This is a genomic window from Nostoc sp. DedQUE02 (assembly GCF_034531035.1).
Taxonomy (GTDB): domain Bacteria; phylum Cyanobacteriota; class Cyanobacteriia; order Cyanobacteriales; family Nostocaceae; genus Nostoc.
In genome coordinates this window covers 34464-54884 of sequence record NZ_JAVRBY020000032.1, presented here as the reverse complement: position 1 = coordinate 54884, position 20421 = coordinate 34464, and the positions used below count along the sequence as shown (strand labels likewise).

Genomic DNA, 20421 nt, shown 5'->3' with positions numbered 1-20421 from the left:
TGGTACAGGCACAGCATAGCTGTGCCTATCAAAGTACAAAGTTTAGTAGAATTTGACATTGCACAGATGTTGAAAATTAAAAATGCTAGTTTTCTACATTGGTGATTGGAAGAATATTATCCTGTGAATCCTGACTTAAAAATTAGAACCATACTAAATATTGCAATCATCTAGATTTATCCCAGTTTAATAGTTTAAGATTTACTTGTTAAATAGTTTTCTATGGTTGCTTTAAATCTAAAATAATATGAATGCACAACTAACTATAGACGAAATAAAATCAGCACGCGAATTACTCAAAGAATATCAACCAGCAAATAAAGCCATTGATGCTGTAGAACGTCACGACGGTAATCTCGAAACCTCCTTTGAGGAACTGTGGATTGAGCAACACGGACAATCGGCGATGGGAGTAAAAAAAGTCTGGCAAACTACATTAGATGTGTTGCGGGATGAACTTTGCGGAGATGAAGGTTTTCGGGCACGTTTGAGCGATTATACCAAAAGTCCAGAAAATGCTGTGTTACTTACGGCAGCGATTACATCCCTCATGGCTTTAACCGCAATTCCTCTCGATCCATCGATCGCTACTATTGTTGTTCTCTACATCCTTAAAATCGGCTTGAATGTTTATTGTAAATATACCGATGTAGGTGACGGGAAAACTTTACCACCAGGGAAATAAGGCGTTGCAGAACAGAGGGATGAATTTAGGCAGGCAGGGGAGGCAGGGGGTGCTGGCGTTGCAGGGGGGGAGATTTTTAACTTGCGAAATCATCCCGCAATTATGCAACGCCGGAAATAAAATACAGATGCGATCGCATCTTCATCTGCGCGATCCTCGTTCAGGAGCCGCCAAGGGCGCTCACTCAATAATTACTGAACCATTTTATACCAAGTTGTGCAAGTAGTCATCTTTTTGCAAGAAACAAACGATGAAATTGCTTTTACCCAAGAATATGTCGATGATACGACTGTACACCGCTATCAAGTAATACGGATGTGGGAGCAAGATTCGAGTGTATTCTTAAATAATGCAAATTTATTACCTCTGGCTACTCTGAGTCGTACTGATTCCCCACAAGGTTTATTGTCCCAGGTTGCTGAAAAAGTGGCTACAATTTCAGATAGGGAGACAAAACAAAATATTGCCGGGTATACAGAAATTTTAGCTGGTTTGCGATTCGATAAAACTTTGATTCGTCAATTGTTAAGTGAGGATATTATGCAAGAATCAGTCATTTATCAAGATATATTGCAGAAGGGACAAGAACAGGGTAAACAACAAGAAGCTTTTTCTTTATGTATGTCTCTGGTAGAAGAACGTTTTGGTGAGATTGAAGAATCAATTTATCAAAAAGTTCAAGGTTTGAAAATTGAACAATTAGAGGCTTTATGTCGATCGTTATTAAGAATGTCTGAGATGGATGATTTAGTAACTTGGTTGGAACAGCAACAAAGTCATTGAAGTTAAATTGATTTTCTACAAAACGATCGCATCTCCACAAACCCCAAACGCGTAGACGCAACGCGGCTTGTCGCTAGACATCGCATTTATAATTTAATTACATATATAACTCATTTTCCAACTTATCTCATTAAAGCTTGAAAACCTGCTTGTACAAAATGCTGATCAAAAGTCAAAGCTTGAGAGACTTCAGCTTGCTTTATAACTACAAACGAAATACAATCAATTAAACCGAAGTCGGAAGTCGTAGGTCGGAAGTCGGAAGTACGGTTTTGCAATGGGGATTTTAACCCCAACGCAAAACGCGCAACCCATAGGGGATGGGGATTTTAACCCCTAAGCGTCGGAAATTGTTGTCTTTACTTCCGACTTCCGACTTCCTATTTCCGACTTCGTTAAACCCCATGCTTTATCTTGATGGGTTTTGTAAAGTATGAATGCTTGTGCGAATAATTTTGGAGTGAGTTGCACAATTTCTACTTCATCTGAGCCAAAGAAATGCTCGATAATTTCAACAGCCTCATTTTTGTAGTTACGAGCTAATGCATTACCAATTTCTAAAAGTAATGCATCAGTTGTGATTAAGAGTTGAGTTTCTAAGCTATCGGCTAATTCAGAGGCTTGCTGGTGATATTGTTCACGCTGATTAATTAATGCTACCACAAATAATGTATCAACAAAGATTTTATTTATCACCCTCATCCCCAGCTAGATAAGAATCAAGATTGCTAGCAAAATCCTCTGGAGCATTTATCTTGATTTGTTTCAATTTTGACATGAAACTCGGTTTTTTCAAATCTTGTTTAGATTGGGCAAAATCTTTGATTAAAAGATATAGTTCATCTAGATATTCTTCGTTAAGGCTATCAATTTCAGCATGAATTTTGTCTTTTGCAGTCATTTCTGCTTTTCCTGTAAATACCATACTCATTGTAACTTTTAAGGATAACGGCAGAGCGATCGCACCTCCACAAACTCAAGCGCAATCGCACCTCTCCACAACTCAAACGCGATCGATTACTCCTCACTATTGATTATTGCCTCCTTCAATGCCTCCACCGTTGTCTTGAATATCTTCGCTACCTCCCTCAATAAATCCTCATCCTGGGTAGTTTGATAAAAACGGGCAAGATTACGCAGCGAAATACCCAAACCATGCTCGTCATTAAACTCAGTTGTAATTACCAAATCTTGTAGGTAATTGGCTTTTGCTTCCTCCAACTCTCCTAATTCTTCTGCTACTTTCCCAAGGTGATAGTAAGTGCTAGCACAGGAGTAGCGATCGCCAAATTCGATTTTGATTTCCAGGGCTTGTTGATAATAATCCAGTGCCTGGTGGTATTCCCGCAATTCTTGGGCAACGATTCCCAACTGGTGGTAAGTCCTAGCACAGGAGTAGCGATCGCCAAATGCGATATTGATTTCCAGGGCTTGTTGATAATAATCCCGTGCCTGGTGGTATTCCCGCAAATCTTGGGCAACGATTCCCAACTGGTGGTAAGTGCTAGCACAGGAGTAGCGCTCGCCAAATTCGATATCGATTTCCAGGGCTTGTTGATAATAATCCCTTGCCTGGTGGTATTCCCGCAAATCTTGGGCAACGTTTCCCAACTGGTGGTAAGTGCTAGCACAGGAGTAGCGCTCGCCAAATTCGATTTTGATTTCCAGGGCTTGTTGATAATAATCCCGTGCCTGGTCGTATTCCCGCAACACTTGGGCAACGTACCCCAACTGGTGGTAAGTGCTAGCTAAGGAAGACTTGATTTGTGCTGCTTCTACACCTTGGAGTTTTTGGGATAATTCGAGAGTCCGCAAATAAGATTCTTTGGCTTGGGGATAATTTTGTGTTTGCAAATAACCCATAGCAAGGCGATCGAGTGCCATGACAATTTCCAAACCTATTTTACCTGTTCTAATTTCTGGTGGATAAGCGACTTGTGCCTTACACACAAATTCCGACAGTTTTAAACCACTTGGAATATCATTAATTAACTCAAAGTATTTATCCAAGCAAAAGAAAATATCAATAGTTTCTTGTTTTTCTAAACAAATCTGCAAGGCATTATATAAGTTTTCATATTCCAACCGACAGAAGAAAATCCCGATTTGCCGTTCTTGCGGTTCCTTCGATTTCATGTAGCGATTGTAGGAAAGAGCTAAACCGATATAGTGGTTTTTAAAACCCTCTCGTAATGCTTCACGGGTAGCTGCATCTAATTCTGCTAATTTCGCTTTCAAAAAGAAGGGAAAAACAGGTTGAATTTGTAATAATCGAGGGATATCTTCATTGATTAGCGAGAGCAAACCCCAATTTATTGCTTCTTGAATTGCCCTATTAAATCCATCAAAATCATAATCATGAAACGGCTCTAACTTCTGTAATTGCTTGGCATAATTAGGAATATCGCTCCTATCAATAAACCCACTAAAGGGAGCCAAACACAATAATAACTTCTGAGCATCCGGTGACAAATTACTATGAGAATATTCCACACATTTGAGAATACTCTGGGTTTTATCCTCACTTCCCGTATCTAAATTAATATCTGCTGCTGCTAACTTTGCCAAAATCTCCTGAGATGACAGATTTTTCAAATTCGCTAACACCACTTCCATCGCTAACGGATACCCCGCTAACACCTTCATCAATTTCTGAAAATCCCCATCTTCCCGAATCTTGACAATCTTGCTTTCATCCCCCACATTTCGCTCTAAAATCTTATTTGATAATTCCGTCCTCGCTTCTACATCCAATCCTTGCAACTTATAAATATTCTGTTTAAAAGCACCTTGCAACCAACTTTCATCACTGCGAGAACCTAAAATTACCCGCGTCTCTCCCCCTACCAACCGCGTGATAAAATCTTGCAATTGCTTTTGCTCGGCTTCTGGTAAGGTATTTTGAATCGCTAAAGCTTGTCCCGTCACCGACTCCAAATTATCCAACATTAAAATATGAAATTCTGACCGTAATTTAGCCAGTAATTTCTGCATTTGAGCAGTTAAATTTATCGCCTGAAAATTCGCAAATTCAAATTTTTTATATACCCGCTTGCCAATCTCAAATAAAATCTGTGTCAGCGTCCAAGCCTTTTCATCATAACCAAAATAAAATATCTCCGGTGCAAAATTCGTCGTCTGCCACCAACTACGCAAATAATTTAACAGCGTAGTTTTCCCCGTTCCGCCCATTCCCTGCAACAGTAAAATATTATGACGAAATAAAGCCTTCTCAATCTTCAGAATCTCCAAATCTCGCCCAATAAATCCATATTCTGGCGGCGTATATTGATATAAATTACCTAAGCTATCATAATACTTTTCGGCTTCTTCTGCTCCAAATTCCCGCAAATTCAAATTCACCTGTTGGTTACTATAAACTACAGGCAACAGCCAATCTTCCAAATCGATATTTAAATTAAAATAAGCCTTCCGCGTCTTATTATTAAATAACTCTCTTCTCCCCAACCGGATTGCTTCGGTTATCTCCTTCCCCCCAAACAAGTTTTTATAAACCTGTTCCATCATCAACCGCGCAGCCGAAACAGTTACCGAATACCCCATTGCGACTACCATTTGCATTCCCGCAGTCATCAACCGACTACCCAAACTCGTCTCTCTACTTCCTGTAGACTGAGCGTAGCTTCCTGTAGACTGAGCGTAGCTCCCTGTAGACTGAGCGTAGCTCCCTGTAGACTGAGCGTAGCTTTCTATAGACTGAGCGTAGCTTCCTGTAGACTGAGCGTAGCTCTCTGTAGACTGAGCGTAGTCGAAGTCTGCTCCCTTGAGCGTAGCCGTGTCTCGACTTCGCTCGACACTCGTGGTTTGCTCCCCATTTCCTCGTACCTGCTTCCCCGACTGACAAGCATTGAGAATACAAACAGGAATCCCTTTCCCCGTCAACAAATTCGCTAATTCCCCCGCCTCTATGGGATCGGCTTTTCCCTTACTTTCCCCATCCAAAAATAAAAATGCTTTTACCCCTTCATAAGGTTGAATATCTTCCCGTCCCCACCTCGCTTGATAGGTATATCGGTTGCGTTTCACCCCATCTTGAATATCTGCATAACCCATCAACGCCCCGTGACAGTCAAAATGGATGATATGGTAATATCCCGCCCCCTTGGCCTCTAAATGCCGTTCTAAACTTTCATAAGTACCCGGACGCAATAAGTCAATATTTACAAGCAATTGACTATTTTGAATCACCTCAATCAACGGACGAGCAATGGTACGATAACCTACATCATGCTCCTCATCTGGTCGGGCAATTACCACCAACAAGTTAATTATCGGCGATTCTGCCATATTCGCCGCCACTGATGCCGCTTTATCAAGGCGCTTCCGTACCATTACGCAATCGACAGCCAAAGGTCGCGGCAAATCCTTATCCCGCATAGCTTCCCAGTGCAGCGCGTGAAATTCGGGACTATTACCCACTATCTCAATTTTTACCTGCTTCAGATTTATCCGCAGTTGGCAATAATGGCTATAAGCATTTTTATCATCAAAAACCTGGTTAAATAAACTTTCCCCGTAACTAGCAACACTCGTTTTCGCCGCTTCCGCTTTCTTCCCGTCTAACATTGGGTAAGTCAGCCATTGCTCAAAATACCATTCGAGTTGCTGTTCTTGCTGGGGTGTAAAAGGGTCTGTAATATTGATTGGGTATTCGCCACCATCAAAAATCAAACTTGCAGCAAAACCGTTTTCTGTTGGCTGCTGTTCCCGAATCGTGATGACTGCCATACACAAGTTAGCTCAACGTAAATACCAGGATATATTTATATACTTACGCATAAACTCCAATTCCAGGAAATTGCCGCTAGATTTACGAGAAAAACCTCTGTTTCCCATCGAAAGCGTTTCAATTAATCGATTCATTGATGTGCATTTTTGTCAAGGACAGTTTCAATGCTGTTCGGTTAAGGCAAGAGACGCGATGAATCGCCGTCTCTATAATTGATATATTTGCTATCCCCTAACTAATAATTCCCAATACAAACTCGCCTTCATTCACGGCTTGATTGGTTGCGACATCATAAACTAATCCATCATGTTGAGCGCAGACATCAATTACACTAGGTAGTTGACCTTCTTTATTAAAACTGAGAATTTGATAAAGCTTGTCTCCAGGTTTGACTCTAGTACCTAATGCTATTCTCGATTGAATCATGCCACCTGCGATCGCATAATATTTTTTTCTGTTACTGCTAGATGCGAAAGTCATCTCATGAGTTTTTGTGTCATTCGATAAATCGGGAATTTGCAGTACACCTTTTTGTGCTAAATAGTTTTTTATACCCCGTACACCTTTGAAGACTGAATCAGAGTTCATTTGCATTCCTGCTCCCAATTCCAATGTCCAAGCTTCCACATCAAACTTTATTTCTCTACCAGACTCTTTAAAACAAGTTTCCAGTGCTAACCAAGGTTTGATAAAAGCTTCATCAAAAGCATCACCATCATATTTATTAAGTAAGATTCCGAAATCGAGTAGGAAGTATTTTGCACTATCTTCTCGATTTTGGAAATAATAAACGTAGTCTAAAGCTTGATTGGTAGAACTATGTAAATCAATTAAGTAATCTGCATCTAAACTCAAGTTTTGTAGCTTGGAGGCAAAAAGCTCAGTGTAAGGAACACCAACAGAAGAATTAATTTTTTCTAAAGTTTTTGCAAATTGTTGCTTAATTATAGTTAGATAATTTTGTCGAATGACCTTTAGATCATTATGAAGTTGAGATTTAGTAAAAGCTACTAAATCATCAGCTTCTTTCTCGTAGTCCCAAAATATGCGATTCCAGTCTTTGGCTTCGTAAACGCAATATCGTCCAGGGGAAAAATGATGAGCGCGTTCATTCGTCCCCATTGGATTACAAACGGGAACTAACCAAATTTCTCCAGTTAAATCTGTATCATTTATTGTCAATCAAAACTCAATTAGCTGATGAATTACGGCATTACCAGCAATTTCTGCACCGTGCAGATTTGATTGAATGTATACTTTTTTACCGGGTTGAGCGCCGATGAATTTGTATAGTTGTAAGTAGAGGCGATCGCCCGAAGCCATTTGACGTAATACAATGCTTTCAATAACTGGCAGCATAAAATAAATCGGTGATGATTTGAGTAGTGCCTCTGCTGTTTAAAAGTTATTTATTGAACCGCAGAGGCGCAGAGAACATAGAGATTTTATCAGTAACCTTGAAAGGGCTAATCCTGAGACAGAATAATGTAAAGATTTTGCAATGAGAAAATTTTTACATTTAATATCTAAAAATTGGCGCTTAAACCCAGACGAAAAGTAAATCCAGGGCTATATATGCGATTAACTCGCTCATATTGCTCACCGAGTAGATTTTCTAAGTAAACTGTCAATCCTAAGTTGCTAGTTAGAGGTACACGCCCACTCAAATCTAAATTCACGAAAGACGGTGCAAAATCTGTGGGCTTGTCAGTAGAGTTAACGAAGATGGATCTGCGAGCGCCACTATTGTAGGTAACATATAAGTTAGCTTGCCAACCTGAATTTTGATAACCCACGCCAGTTTGCAGTACAGAATAGGGAATCAAACCTAATTGTAAACCTTTCTCTGTCCCTGTTTTTATTTGGGCATCTGTATAAGTATAGTTGAGGAAAGTTGACCAGCCAGTGGCAATTTTTAATTGCAATGCAGCCTCTAAACCATTGGTATCTACTAATCCAATGTTTGCCCATTTTCCGGCGATAACTCCCAAGCGATCGCCTATACTACTACCAAAGTAAGTAAACTGTCCAATCAGATTTTGAGAAAAATTAACATCTACTCCCGCAGTCCAAGTAGAACCCGTTTCTGGTCTTAAATCAGGATTAGGTTCCCAACCATGAACTGTATCATAAACATACAACTGATCCAACCCAGGATTGCGTTGTCCCCCTGCCCAACTCCCACGTACTGCTACTATTGGTGTGACGGCATAACGTAAACCAACACTAGGGTTGAGATAATTTCCAAATTGGCTGTCAAAGCTTTGTCTTAGCCCTAAATCTATCAGAAAATTATCGCTAATATTCCAAGTATTGACAGCAAATAAAGCTGTATTGAACAAACTTCGATCTTCAGTTTCATTTTTGGCAATACTACTAGGATTTGTACTCAAAACATCACCAGTTAAGTCGGTGTTTTTTAAATCTAATCCCCAACGCAATTTATTATTGGTAGTAATTCTCCACTCATGATCTACTCTGGCTGTAAGTTGTTGGGTATCTAAAGCTCCTGTACGGTAAAATGCTCCTGTAGGCCCATAAGTGCTGAAATAATCTTGGTTATAACCAATTGAAGTTGTCAGGTTAGAGCTTTCGCCATTACCTAGCCGAGTTTTCCAAGATAAGCCAATATTTAAACCATCGTGGTCTAATCTATCTCTTTGAAGAGGAAATCCAAAATAAATTAAGCCGCGACGACTGCTGAGTGCAGTAACATCTAAATTCAAAGAATTTTTCTGATTTAAATCTACTCCAATGCTACCAAAGTAAGTACTTGTCGCCGTATCTGCATTCGATAAAAATCCCTGCTCATCACGATTAGCTGCACCTACAGGGACGCGGTAACGGTTATCTGTAAAGAATCTTTCAAAGCTAAAGTTGTATTTAACCTTATCAGATGAGCCACCATAGGACACTTGTTGATTATTTAAACTCAATGAGCCAAATTCTGCACTAGCGTTCAATTTAGGTTTGCCATAACCTTCTTTGGTAATGATATTGACAACTCCTCCAAAGGCTGAGGAACCAAATAAAGCGGAGGCAGTACCGCTATATAATTCCACTCGTTCAATCGCCTCTACAGGAATACTATTTAAATCAGTTCCACCATGATAAATGTTGACATTAGTGTTAATTTGTCTGCCATTAATCAGAAATACAGACTGATTAATTGAGGCTCCTCGGTAGTATGTACCTGTGTGAATATCTGCACCATGACCGACATCATTGATTGCAAAACCAGGCATTCTTTTCAAAATATCGGCTAAACTTGCAGCACCCTGCTTTTTAATCTCTTCTCGATCGATTACGTAAGTTGGAGTAGATTGAGGTAGGTTATCTGGTTCTGCGATCGTTTCTATAGTAATGTCTGCATCATCTGTAGAATCTGGTGTTTCTGGCTGAGTTTCTTCTGGATTAACTTCAATCGGTACAGGTTCTTGAGTTAATAATTCGGCATTAGTGGCGGGTAGCTCAACTTCACTCAAACTCGGAATATCTAAAATGACTTCGGTCAATTTATTAGTATTTCTCTGCTCAATTTCACTCTCAGCAGCATAACTAGGAGACGCTATCAGTAAACTCGGTAAAGCAACTGTTAGCAACAAAAAATCCTTTTTCACGTTCTCTTTCACACCAAGTAAAAACAGTCACTACGTAGCATTGTTGCTGTAATAGTAAAATTGTGTCAAAAGACACGCTGTCATATTTCCCCAGTTCAGATGAGACTATATTGTTAATTCACTATGTGTTAAACTCTAGAGCGAGCGCATTTGAACAAGGCTAAGAAGCAGGAGAAAATTCGACCCCGAATGATTTAAAGGCATGTAAAGAGCCTTGCGCTGTGGAAAGCTAGTGGCAACAGTGAGGATTTTAAACCCTTGCTTTTTAGCGTTAATGCATCCCACTATAGATATCGTTCCCCTCTGCGTTAAATTTCTCAAACTAAAGGAATAGAGATTTCTATTACTAATGATAGAGCGGATAAAATTTTTAAAAAGTTAAATTAGAATATTGATGATTTTAACCAATAATTAGTAACTTCAAATTTTAACTAATTATTCAAAAAAATCACAATTAATTATTTACTGAAAAACTAATTATTCAAGATTAACTTATGTATGTAGCTTTATGGCCAGGGAATGTATATCCTTTAGGCGCAACTTGGGACGGTAAAGGGACAAACTTCGCTTTATTTTCGGAAAATGCAACAGGGGTAGAGCTTTGTTTATTTGATAACGATGACGAAGAAATTCGTATACCTTTGACAGAAAAAAACAATTTTGTTTGGCATGGTTACTTACCAGGAGTTGGCCCAGGTCAAAAGTATGGGTTCAGAGTGCATGGCATGTGGGCACCGGAGGTAGGTCATCGATTTAATCCAAATAAACTATTAATAGATCCTTATGCTAAGGCAATTGACGGGGAATTTAGTAACGATCCGGCTGTCTTTGGCTACTCTCTAGACGCTGAGGAAAAAGACTTAGTTTTTTCGGAATTAGATGATGCCAAATTAATGCCCAAGTGTGTTGTAGTCGATCAATCTTTTGATTGGGAAGGCGATAAATTGCTTACTACGCCTTGGTATAGAACTGTTATTTATGAAACTCACGTCAAAGGTTTTACTAAACTACATCCAGATATTCCAGAAGAATTACGCGGTACTTATGCCGGTTTGGCGCATCCTGCTGCAATTCAACACTTACTGCAATTAGGCATTACAGCAGTTGAGTTGATGCCAGTACATCACTTTCTATCTCATCCAGGACATTTAGAAGATAAAGGATTAAGCAATTATTGGGGCTACGATTCCATCAATTATTTTGCTCCTTATTCTAGTTACAGTGCGAGTGGGACTGGGGGAGAACAAGTCACTGAATTCAAACAAATGGTTAAGGCACTACATTTTGCCGGAATTGAAGTGATCTTAGATGTGGTATACAACCATACTGGCGAAGGAAATCATTTCGGGCCAACGCTATCTTTGCGAGGTATTGATAATTCTGTATATTACCGTTTGGTAAAAGACGATCCTCGCTACTACATGGATTTTACAGGCTGTGGTAACTCTCTGAATGTGCGTCATGCTCAAGTTCTGAAGTTAATCATGGATAGCCTGCGCTATTGGGTAACAGAAATGCATGTAGATGGCTTCCGCTTTGATTTAGCTTCGGCGCTGGCGCGGGAATTATATGAAGTAGATAACCTATCAGCTTTCTTTGATATTATTCATCAAGACCCAATCTTGGCAGATGTGAAGCTGATTGCTGAACCTTGGGACTTAGGAGAAGGCGGCTATCAAGTCGGGAATTTTCCACTGCGTTGGTCTGAGTGGAATGGTAGATATCGGGATACAGTCAGAGATTTTTGGCGTGGTGTCGATGATAGTTTAGGACAATTTGCTTACTGTTTTACCGGTAGCCCTGACCTATATCAAACAAACGGGCGCAACCCCAATGCAAGTATTAATTTCATCACTGCTCATGATGGTTTCACGTTAAATGATTTGGTCAGTTATAACGAAAAGCATAACCACGCAAACGGGGAAGATAATAGAGATGGTGAAAGCCATAATAGATCCTGGAATTGTGGTGTAGAAGGCGAAACCAACGATCCAGGAGTAATGCGTTTGCGCGAACGGCAACGACGAAACTTTTTAGCAACCCTAATGCTATCTCAAGGTGTCCCAATGCTATTAGAGGGGGATGAAATTGGCTGTAGTCAAAACGGAAATAATAATGTCTACTGCCAAGACAATGAAATTTCCTGGCGACATTGGGATTTGCATAAAGCGAATGCAGATTTATTAGACTTTACACGTGAACTGATTAATTTTCGCCATCAGCATCCAGTATTCCGACGACGTAAGTGGTTTCAAGGTCGCCCTATCCACGGTTTAGGCATTAATGATATTGCTTGGTTTAATTCTGATGGCAGTGAAATGACTGAGAAGCAGTGGCTAGTTAGTTATGCCAAAGTAATGGAGATTTTTTTGAATGGGCAGGGAATTGCTACTCCAGGCGATCGTGGTGAGCGGATTATTGATGAAAGTTTTCTAGTATTTTTTAACGCTCACTATGAGTTAATTGACTTTGCTTTGCCTAATGAATTTAAAGAGAAGGTATGGGAGATAGTAATTGATACTAATGAACCTCGCTTTTTAGATCGGGGAAAATTAGTTTCAGGCTCTCAAACTGTACCAGTTACAGATCGCTCTCTGATGGTATTACGCCTTATTAGTTAGAAGTATGAAGAGAAAAAGATGGTCAACTGTATAGAAAAACATCTTTATTTATATACAGTTGATAAAATGCTTTAATCATTTTTACTTGTGACTCTAATTAGAAAACGCAGAGCTTCGTTTACTGCTTCCGAATTGGGAAACATTTGAGCAACATCAGGTTCTAATTCATTTTCTTTCGCACGTTGTTGTGCTTCATCGCGTTGGGCACGAACAGTCATCAATAGCTGTTGAAGTTCACGAGGTGGAGTTGGTTCCTTCTGCCGTGAGCGAGGATTATTAACATTGTTATCATAATTAGAATCTCTGCGATCGCCTCTCTTCATTGCCATAAGTTAAGTTCCTATATGAATATTTCTTATACTTAAGTATAAATATTTAGTTTAGCTGATATGAACTTTTTGAAGTGTGATCTCGGTTCTACTGTTAATATGATCTGACTTGGGATTGAGATATGTTTTATTCTGTCTCAGGCTTTTAAATTTCCAGACGTGCGATCTTCAAGGGCTAGAGATATTGTGCTTCATAAACAAGCTAGGCTCCAAAAGGTGAAAGGGAATAAGCCTCAAAGCTTTGCCCCAAAGTCATCTCTATTTTGTCCGCAAGCACAACCTCGGTTAAAGTACCCTCTATAATCGTTAGTATTGAGACGAATGGCAATAATTTATGATTCAAACCTTACGCAAAGTAGTTACATTTGATGAATTTGTTGCTAAATATCCTGACAACATGGGAAAACGTTATGAATTGCATGATGGAGTAATTGTAGAGATGCCGAAACCCACGGGGGATCATGAAGAGGTAGTTGGATTTTTAGCCCTAACAGTGTTAGAAAAGAGCGATTTCCGTTGCAAATGAAATTTGTTCTCGCAAACTCTTCAGTAAATCTAGAGTTTTTTCGTAAGCAACTTTCTTTCCTTGATTTTCAAAATACTCAGATGCTTTTTGTAAATCAGCGATCGCTCCTAAATGATATCCTAAACGATACTGAGCTACTCCCCGATTAACGTAAGCCTGGGCATTACTGGGGTTAAGTCTGATGACTTGAGAAAAATCACGCACTGCACCAAAATTATCTCCATTTCGTCCGCAAGCACAACCCCGGTTAAAGTACGCTCTATAATCGTTAGCATTGAGGCGAATTGCTAGATTAAAGTCGAGCATCGCAGCTTGAATATCTTGCAAGACAAAATGCGCTAAACCTCGGTCATTATAGATATCTGCAAGCAATAAGCTACTGATTCGAGGAATTTGAGTTAGGGCTAAATTAAAGTCAAGAATTGCCTCCGAGTCTTTCCCATCCCCAGCACGGGCTAACCCTCGGTTGTAATAGGCTCGAAAATCGGATGGTTTAAGTGCGATCGCTCGATTATGATCGACAATGGCAGCAGAATAATCCCCTTGTCTGTAGTGTGCTACTCCCCGGTTCAGATAAGCCTCGAAGTTATCGGGTGCAAAATTTATGGCTTGAGTACAATCTGTAACAGCTTGATGGTAATCTTGTAGTTGGAGATAAGCAAGACAGCGATCGCTATAAGCTACAGCCAAATCTTTCTTAAGTTCAATCGCCTGGTTAAAATTCTCTATTGCTTCCTGGTAATCACCGCGCCGCATCTTATCTACACCCAACTCTAAGAAATCACCCGCTATTATTTGGGTAATTAAAATGGGTGAAGAATGTGCAGGTAAAGTCAAAAAAGTGAGAGGAAAAGCAATAATTATACTGAAAAATAATCGCCAGAAATTATTCATAATACCAAATGAGGATGGGTAGTATTATTTGATATTCTTGGAACAGTCTTTTTGTCAAGACTCTAAATCCAAAATTGGTATAAGCATCCTGTTTGATAATTTCGGCAACTCTAAAATTAGCGGGACAAAAAGCCCCGCAAATTGCTAATTTTTGAAGTTAGATTATAGTCTACTTCCAGTCCTTATCTGCTTGTGAAAGCACATAAGCAGTTACATCTTCAATCTGGTTAGCTTTCAAACGACTGCCGAAAGCAGGCATGGCATTTTTACCTTTTGTAACTTGGGCGATAATCGCCTCGGCTGAGTACATACCATATTTTTCTAAAGCGTCCTTCTTCAAGTTCTTAGGAGCTTGAACCAGATTTTTACCTCCTGCGTGACAAGAGGCACAATTAGCACTAAATACTTTAGCTCCACTAACAGCATCTGCTGCCAAAGCTGGACTACTGAAGGCAAAGGTGAAGATTGCGATGCCTAGCAGTATGACTGTAATCATTTTTTTCATTTCGTGTTCTCTCTGCAATAACGGTTTAATCGGTGCAAGATCCTCCATAATTGTCAGTTGAGCTGCTGCCATAGTCAAATGACAAGCTGTCAAACTTTGCTTTATTAAATAAAGTTTTTGGATTTTGAATTTTGGGGATTTTAAATTTAGGGTTTTTAACACAGAGTAATGCTTGAGGGGAAGGTGCTTCTCTACAAAACACCCTAGCTTGCTGATTTGTAATAATGTGCATTTATGCTGATGATTAAAATCCAAATTATGTAAGTTTGAATTTTTTATAAAAAATAAATCATAAAATTTTAAGGATGAAATATTAAAGATGAAAATAGTCCTACTTCATCCTCTATACTTCATCCTTTGTTTTTTATTTAACAGTTCCTAACTGAGTAAGTGCTTCTTCTGTAACGCGACAAATTCGCCAATCATCTAATATAGATGCTCCCATGCTACGGTAGAATTCTTGGGCTGATTCGTTCCAATCTAAGACACTCCACTCTAAGCGTCCACAATCACGTTCTACAGCTATCTGAGCTACTTTAGTTAGCAGAGCCTTACCAATACCTTGCCTGCGATATTCTGGTAAAACAAATAAATCTTCCAGATAAATTCCTGGCTTAGTCAGAAATGTTGAATAATTATGAAAAAACAGGGCAAAACCAACAGCTTGACCCGCAGATTCTGCTAATATTGCCTCTACATACCTCTGCGAACCAAATAAATGCTCCTGAAGTGCCAGGGCATTGCCAGTAACAGCATGAGATAATTTTTCATACTCTGCAAGCCCTTCAATTAATTTAAACAGCACGCTGCAATCGGCTGCTTGAGCAAAACGCACAATCAAATTGCTACCCGAAGTCATTAGTCTATAGTCCATAGTTTATAGTCCATAGTCTATAGGCAACTGGGCAATTTTTTTTGAGTATTGACTAAAGAATAGCCGAAAAAGACTACAAAATGCCCGATTTTGGCGAATTGCAAAGCTAATTAAATTCCAAATTACATCTTTATCTTGAGCAATGTAATTAAATCAACCAACCTTTTAAGCGTTTAGCTATATGAGGACGACGCAATTTCCGCATGGCTTTGCTTTGAATTTGACGCACTCGCTCACGAGAAAGATTAAACATATTGCCAACTTCTTCTAAGGTACAGGGTTCGCTGGTTGTCAAACCATAACGCAAAGAAATCACATCTTTCTCCCGTGGAGTTAACACGTCACCCAAGACTTCCCAAATCTCCTGACGCATCATGTTTTCATTCATTTTTGCTTCTGGAGACAAGTTGTCTTCATCTTCTAGCAAATCCATCAACTCTGTGTCTTCTTCTTTACCGACACGATGGTTGAGAGAAAGTGCTTGTCGCCGTAGTTGTTGTAGCTGACGTAGTTGTTGCACACTCATTTCCAAAGATTCTGCCATTTCGCCTTCCGTAGGGTTGCGACAGAGTTTCTGCTTAAGTTCTCTCTGTGCTTTTTTCAGCTTGTTAAGCTTTTCAACAATATGAATAGGTAGCCGAATTGTGCGTGCATCGTTAGCTATAGCTCTGGTAATCGCTTGTCTAATCCACCAATATGCGTAAGTAGAAAACTTATATCCTTTATCGGGATCAAACTTTTCTGAAGCGCGATTTAAACCCATTGCTCCTTCCTGAATTAAATCCAGAAAAGGCACTCCCCGATTTAGATATCGTTTGGCAATAGATACTACCAATCTCAAGTTCGAGCGAATCATTTTGCGTTTCGCTACTCTCCCTTGATACAAACGACTTTCTAGTTGCTTTTCCGTCATTTCTAGCTCGGAAGCCAGTTCTAGTTTGCTGGGTTCATGTTCCAGTTTTAACTCTAAAGCCGCTTGTATTTCTCTGACTTCCTCCAAAAACCTAACTCGCCGCGCTAATTCTACTTCTTCATCAGCTTTTAGCAACGGATAACGCGCCATTTCCTTAAAAAATGCGCCGACAGCATCATCATGTTCGGTTTTGTTGTATCCCGAAGGACGAGCCGCCGCCATGTCATCTCCATCGCGTTCATCTGATTCCAGATTTTCTACTACAATTGGAGCTTCTTCTTCTGCGACTGCATTTAAACTATCGAGTGATGGTTCTTCAATATCAGCAGCATTCTCCAGTATTTCCATTTTTCCGAATTCAACAATATTCATAGTTTCCTTTAGGGATTGTTGTTTTGTTTGGTACATAATTTAGTTACAGCTACTCCTTTGAGGCTTGGTAGTTTTCCCTAATGGACGATGCACCTGTTTATATAGCGAAATACAGGCTGATGCTAATTTGTCTCCAGAAATAAAAATTAGCATCTACCTAGAATCTATAAGTTACAGTTATATACAACCTATAACGAAACTTACCTTCCCACCCAACAAAACTTTTCTCTCAGATTCCCAACAGATATATTCTTCATTTTTTTCTGAATTATCAAATATGTCAAACCCCCTCAAACTTTCTCAACCTTAACAAATATAAAAATTTCAGCTAACCAGCCAATTTTCTTAAACTTTCATATATTTTTCTAAATATTTCTAATGTTTTAGGCGCTGGAGGTAACAGAATAAAAGGAAAACCTACTACTGAGTTTATGCATTCCTGATTTGATTTAAAGTTACCTACATGATACAAATTACAGCAGTATTAGCTTAATTTTAGGATGTTCTTACTTTGTATAAAAGCATCTCATATACAGAAAGGGTTGAATATCTACCGATAGGCGGAAAAAGCCTACTCCATATTTAGTAGATAGAGCAACTGTTACAGCAAGAGCCAACATGCTTTTATTTGTATAGTGGGCACCAAATATTTATTGCATGTATAGTTGATACGAATTTGTCTAGTAGATTACATAAGAGGAAAATTATCAAGTATTATGAAGAATAACAGTATTGAGAAATACCATTTAAATTTAACAAAGCGAAAAATTAGAGTTTACTAAGCTAGGTTGATTTTCACCAGCTATGTGAGGAAAATATCTAAATATAAAGTCAGCAAGTATGTATATTAATGACATAAAAATATCTCCTTTAGTGGTGGCTCAAGCAGGTAATTCATACCAGTCAGGTGCAACGCTGAATCGGTGGGTTGAAGTATTGGTAGACTGTCCAGGAAGTACAGGACTATTTACTTATCGATTGCCAGCCCAGTTAGAAATAAAACCAGGAGATATTTTGAGTGTGCCATTTGGGGCGCAACAATTAGGAGCGATCGCGATTCGGTTACTGGCACAACCAAATGTCGATTTACCACCAGAAAAAATCCGGGAAGTAGAAGATATAGTCAGCGTTGGGTTTTTCCCAAGTGCTTATTGGGAATTACTCAATCGAGTCGCTGCATATTACTATACGCCACTGATTCAAGTGATCCGGGTTGCCCTGCCACCAGGGTTGCTGGGGCGATCGCAGCGTCGTATCCGCCTGGTTGCAGGCAGGGCGGCAGAGGAGAGTAGTTATTTGCTGACATCTGCCGATCCTTTGGCTTTTTTGACTCCGACTGCGCGGCAAGTTTGGGAACTTTTGCAAGGGCAACCAGCAGGAGACTACAGTTTTGTTTACCTTCAACAAAAAATCAAATCTGCTTATCGCGGAATTCGTGAGTTATTGCGATTTGGTTTAGTAGAAAGCTATTTAGAACCGCCGCGATTAACTCGACCAAAGTTGCAAAAAGCAGTTACGCTCACAGGTACAATTGACCAAGAGTTAACTACTCGTCAACGAGAGATTTTAGAAGTGCTGCGGCGACAAGGTGGTGAGTTGTGGCAAAATGAATTGTTGCAAATTTGCAACGCTAGTTCTTCTATTCTCAAGACGTTGGCACAAAAGGGTTACATCGTTGTTGAAGAACGGGAAGTATTACGAACAGAACAAGGCCCAGCTGTAGTAGGCGATGGCGCTAAATCTTTAACTACTGCTCAAGCTAGCGCCTTAGCAACAATCCAGACATTAGATAAATTTACTCAAATTTTATTGCATGGGGTGACAGGTTCAGGAAAAACCGAAGTATATTTGCAAGCGATCGCACCTCTCCTTAATCAAGGCAAATCCGCCCTAGTTTTAGTCCCAGAAATTGGACTCACACCGCAGCTAACCGATCGTTTTCGCGCCCGTTTCGGCAGTAAAGTCAGCGTTTATCACAGCGCCCTCTCCGACGGAGAACGTTACGACACTTGGCGGCAAATGCTCACAGGAGAACCCCAAGTTGTCATTGGTACTCGTAGCGCGGTTTTCGCCCCTTTGCCCAACTTGGGTTTAATTATTTTAGATGAAGAACACGATAGCAGCTTTAAACAAGACTCCCCCATACCCACCTACCACGCCCGCACCGTTGCCCAGTGGCGAGCCGAATTAGAAAATTGCCCCTTGGTGTTGGGTTCTGCTACGCCTTCGTTGGAAACTTGGGTAAGCGTGGGGAGGCAGGGGGAGAATTTGTAACTCCTAACTTCTCACTCAGCACTCAGCACGGGCTAAACGCCCCGCTTCCGCTAACAGCACTCAGCACTCATTATTTAAGTTTGCCTGAGCGCATCAACTCTCGCCCTTTACCGCCGGTGGAAATAGTTGATATGCGGCAAGAGTTGCAACAGGGAAATCGTTCTATATTTAGTAGATCGCTACAAGCAGCTTTGCAAGAGTTGCAAGAAAGAAAACAACAAGGAATTTTATTTATCCATCGCCGGGGACACAGTACTTTTGTCTCTTGCCGCAGTTGTGGATATGTGTTGGAATGTCCGCACTGTGATGTGTCGCTGGCTTATCACCACACCGAAGAAAAAGCGCCGGAATTATTGCGGTGTCATTATTGTAATTATGCGCGATCGCACCCGAAATTTTGCCCTGATTGTAGTTCCCCTTATCTAAAATTTTTCGGTAGCGGTACTCAACGAGTCACGCAGGAACTAGCAAGGCAGTTCCCAGAGTTGCGCTTGATTCGTTTTGATAGCGATACCACCCGCAATAAAGGCTCACATCGTACCCTACTCACTCGGTTTGCCAACGGCGAAGCAGATTTATTAGTCGGTACGCAAATGCTCACCAAAGGATTGGATTTACCACAGGTGACACTTGTGGGCGTTGTCGCCGCCGATGGATTGCTAAATTTATCAGATTATCGTGCCAGCGAACGGGCATTTCAAACCTTGACTCAAGTCGCTGGACGTGCTGGTAGAGGTGAAGATCCGGGTAGGGTAATTGTGCAGACTTATACTACAGAGCATCAGGTAATTACAGCAGTGCGATCGCACGATTATTACTCTTTCTCTCAAGCTGAATTAGAACAACGCCAAGCACTTAATTATCCTCCTTTTGGGCGGTTAATTTTGTTGCGTTTAAGTAGTCTTGACCCGATTCAAGTACAAAATACCGCGCAAGTTATTGCTACAGCGTTGAGTACAGAAGAAGAATTCGAGATATTAGGCCCAGCACCAGCGAGCATTTTACGAGTAGCCAATCGTTATCGCTGGCAGATATTGATTAAATTTGCCCCTGATGCATTACCACAATTACCAGATTGGGAAGAAGTGCGATCGCTTTGTCCTTCGTCTGTAAGTTTAACTATTGATGTAGACCCCATAAATATTATGTAAATCTTATGTGAATTAATTATGTGATAATTCTCCCGTAAAAAATAAATTTAGGGGGGTTACGTAATTTCAAACATTTGCTAAATGATTTGTACACAGTATTGTAAGTAAGTAGACGCAATTAAAC

The 20421-nt window shown here is 40.1% G+C and carries 12 protein-coding genes and 4 pseudogenes; 6 read left to right on the top strand and 10 right to left on the bottom strand.

Going from position 1 to position 20421, the window contains the following annotated elements; all coding sequences use genetic code 11:
- Nucleotides 1–247 precede the first annotated feature (247 nt).
- The 3 genes and pseudogenes from RMX98_RS22155 to RMX98_RS22145 all read left to right on the top strand — a co-directional run.
- Complete coding sequence (locus RMX98_RS22155; protein ID WP_322678774.1) at nt 248–685, top strand: hypothetical protein; 438 nt, start codon at nt 248–250, stop codon at nt 683–685.
- 19 nt (nt 686–704) lie between these two features.
- A complete protein-coding gene (locus tag RMX98_RS22150; protein WP_322678773.1) occupies nt 705–911 on the top strand; it encodes a hypothetical protein in 207 nt (68 codons plus the stop codon).
- Nucleotides 899–1468 (top strand): annotated as a pseudogene (locus tag RMX98_RS22145) (DUF4351 domain-containing protein); the annotation flags it as partial. The gene RMX98_RS22150 and the pseudogene RMX98_RS22145, both read left to right, overlap by 13 nt.
- Before the next feature lie 336 nt (nt 1469–1804).
- Here RMX98_RS22145 and RMX98_RS22140 read toward each other — a convergent pair.
- The 5 genes and pseudogenes from RMX98_RS22140 to RMX98_RS22120 form a co-directional block, all read right to left on the bottom strand.
- Nucleotides 1805–2170, bottom strand: a complete 366-nt coding sequence (locus RMX98_RS22140; protein ID WP_322678772.1) for a PIN domain nuclease — start codon at nt 2168–2170, stop codon at nt 1805–1807.
- The gene (locus RMX98_RS22135) at nt 2154–2393 is read right to left on the bottom strand and encodes a hypothetical protein (protein ID WP_322678771.1); all 240 of its coding nucleotides are present in this window, start codon (nt 2391–2393) and stop codon (nt 2154–2156) included. The genes RMX98_RS22140 and RMX98_RS22135 overlap by 17 nt, the downstream gene beginning before the upstream one ends.
- A gap of 92 nt (nt 2394–2485) precedes the next feature.
- The gene (locus RMX98_RS22130; protein ID WP_409881734.1) at nt 2486–6217 is read right to left on the bottom strand and encodes a tetratricopeptide repeat protein; all 3732 of its coding nucleotides are present in this window, start codon (nt 6215–6217) and stop codon (nt 2486–2488) included.
- A 232-nt stretch (nt 6218–6449) separates the two neighbouring features.
- A pseudogene (locus RMX98_RS22125) lies at nt 6450–7577 on the bottom strand (succinylglutamate desuccinylase/aspartoacylase family protein).
- A gap of 167 nt (nt 7578–7744) precedes the next feature.
- Nucleotides 7745–9838, bottom strand: coding sequence for a TonB-dependent receptor (locus RMX98_RS22120; RefSeq protein WP_322678769.1), 2094 nt, complete (start codon nt 9836–9838; stop codon nt 7745–7747).
- 494 nt (nt 9839–10332) lie between these two features.
- Between RMX98_RS22120 and glgX the strand changes: the two genes are divergently transcribed.
- A complete protein-coding gene (gene glgX / locus RMX98_RS22115) occupies nt 10333–12459 on the top strand; it encodes a glycogen debranching protein GlgX (RefSeq protein ID WP_322678768.1) in 2127 nt (708 codons plus the stop codon).
- A 71-nt stretch (nt 12460–12530) separates the two neighbouring features.
- Here glgX and RMX98_RS22110 read toward each other — a convergent pair whose 3' ends face one another.
- Entirely contained in the window at nt 12531–12788 is a 258-nt protein-coding gene (locus tag RMX98_RS22110; RefSeq protein WP_322678767.1) for a hypothetical protein, read from the bottom strand.
- 334 nt (nt 12789–13122) lie between these two features.
- Here RMX98_RS22110 and RMX98_RS22105 point away from each other — a divergent pair.
- Nucleotides 13123–13275: pseudogene (locus tag RMX98_RS22105) on the top strand (Uma2 family endonuclease); the annotation flags it as partial.
- A gap of 9 nt (nt 13276–13284) precedes the next feature.
- Here the strand turns inward: RMX98_RS22105 and RMX98_RS22100 are convergent.
- The 4 genes from RMX98_RS22100 to RMX98_RS22085 form a co-directional block, all read right to left on the bottom strand.
- Complete coding sequence (locus RMX98_RS22100; RefSeq protein ID WP_322678766.1) at nt 13285–14208, bottom strand: tetratricopeptide repeat protein; 924 nt, start codon at nt 14206–14208, stop codon at nt 13285–13287.
- A 169-nt stretch (nt 14209–14377) separates the two neighbouring features.
- Nucleotides 14378–14713 carry a cytochrome c6 PetJ gene (gene petJ, locus RMX98_RS22095; RefSeq protein WP_322678794.1) on the bottom strand — a complete coding sequence of 112 codons (336 nt, stop codon included), beginning with the start codon at nt 14711–14713 and terminating at the stop codon, nt 14378–14380.
- A 364-nt stretch (nt 14714–15077) separates the two neighbouring features.
- The gene (locus RMX98_RS22090) at nt 15078–15572 is read right to left on the bottom strand and encodes a GNAT family N-acetyltransferase (protein ID WP_322678793.1); all 495 of its coding nucleotides are present in this window, start codon (nt 15570–15572) and stop codon (nt 15078–15080) included.
- A 163-nt stretch (nt 15573–15735) separates the two neighbouring features.
- Nucleotides 15736–16908 (bottom strand): RpoD/SigA family RNA polymerase sigma factor, encoded by a 1173-nt coding sequence (locus RMX98_RS22085; protein ID WP_322678765.1) that lies wholly within the window; start codon nt 16906–16908, stop codon nt 15736–15738.
- An 804-nt stretch (nt 16909–17712) separates the two neighbouring features.
- Here RMX98_RS22085 and priA point away from each other — a divergent pair.
- Nucleotides 17713–20297: pseudogene (gene priA, locus RMX98_RS22080) on the top strand (primosomal protein N').
- Nucleotides 20298–20421 lie beyond the last annotated feature (124 nt).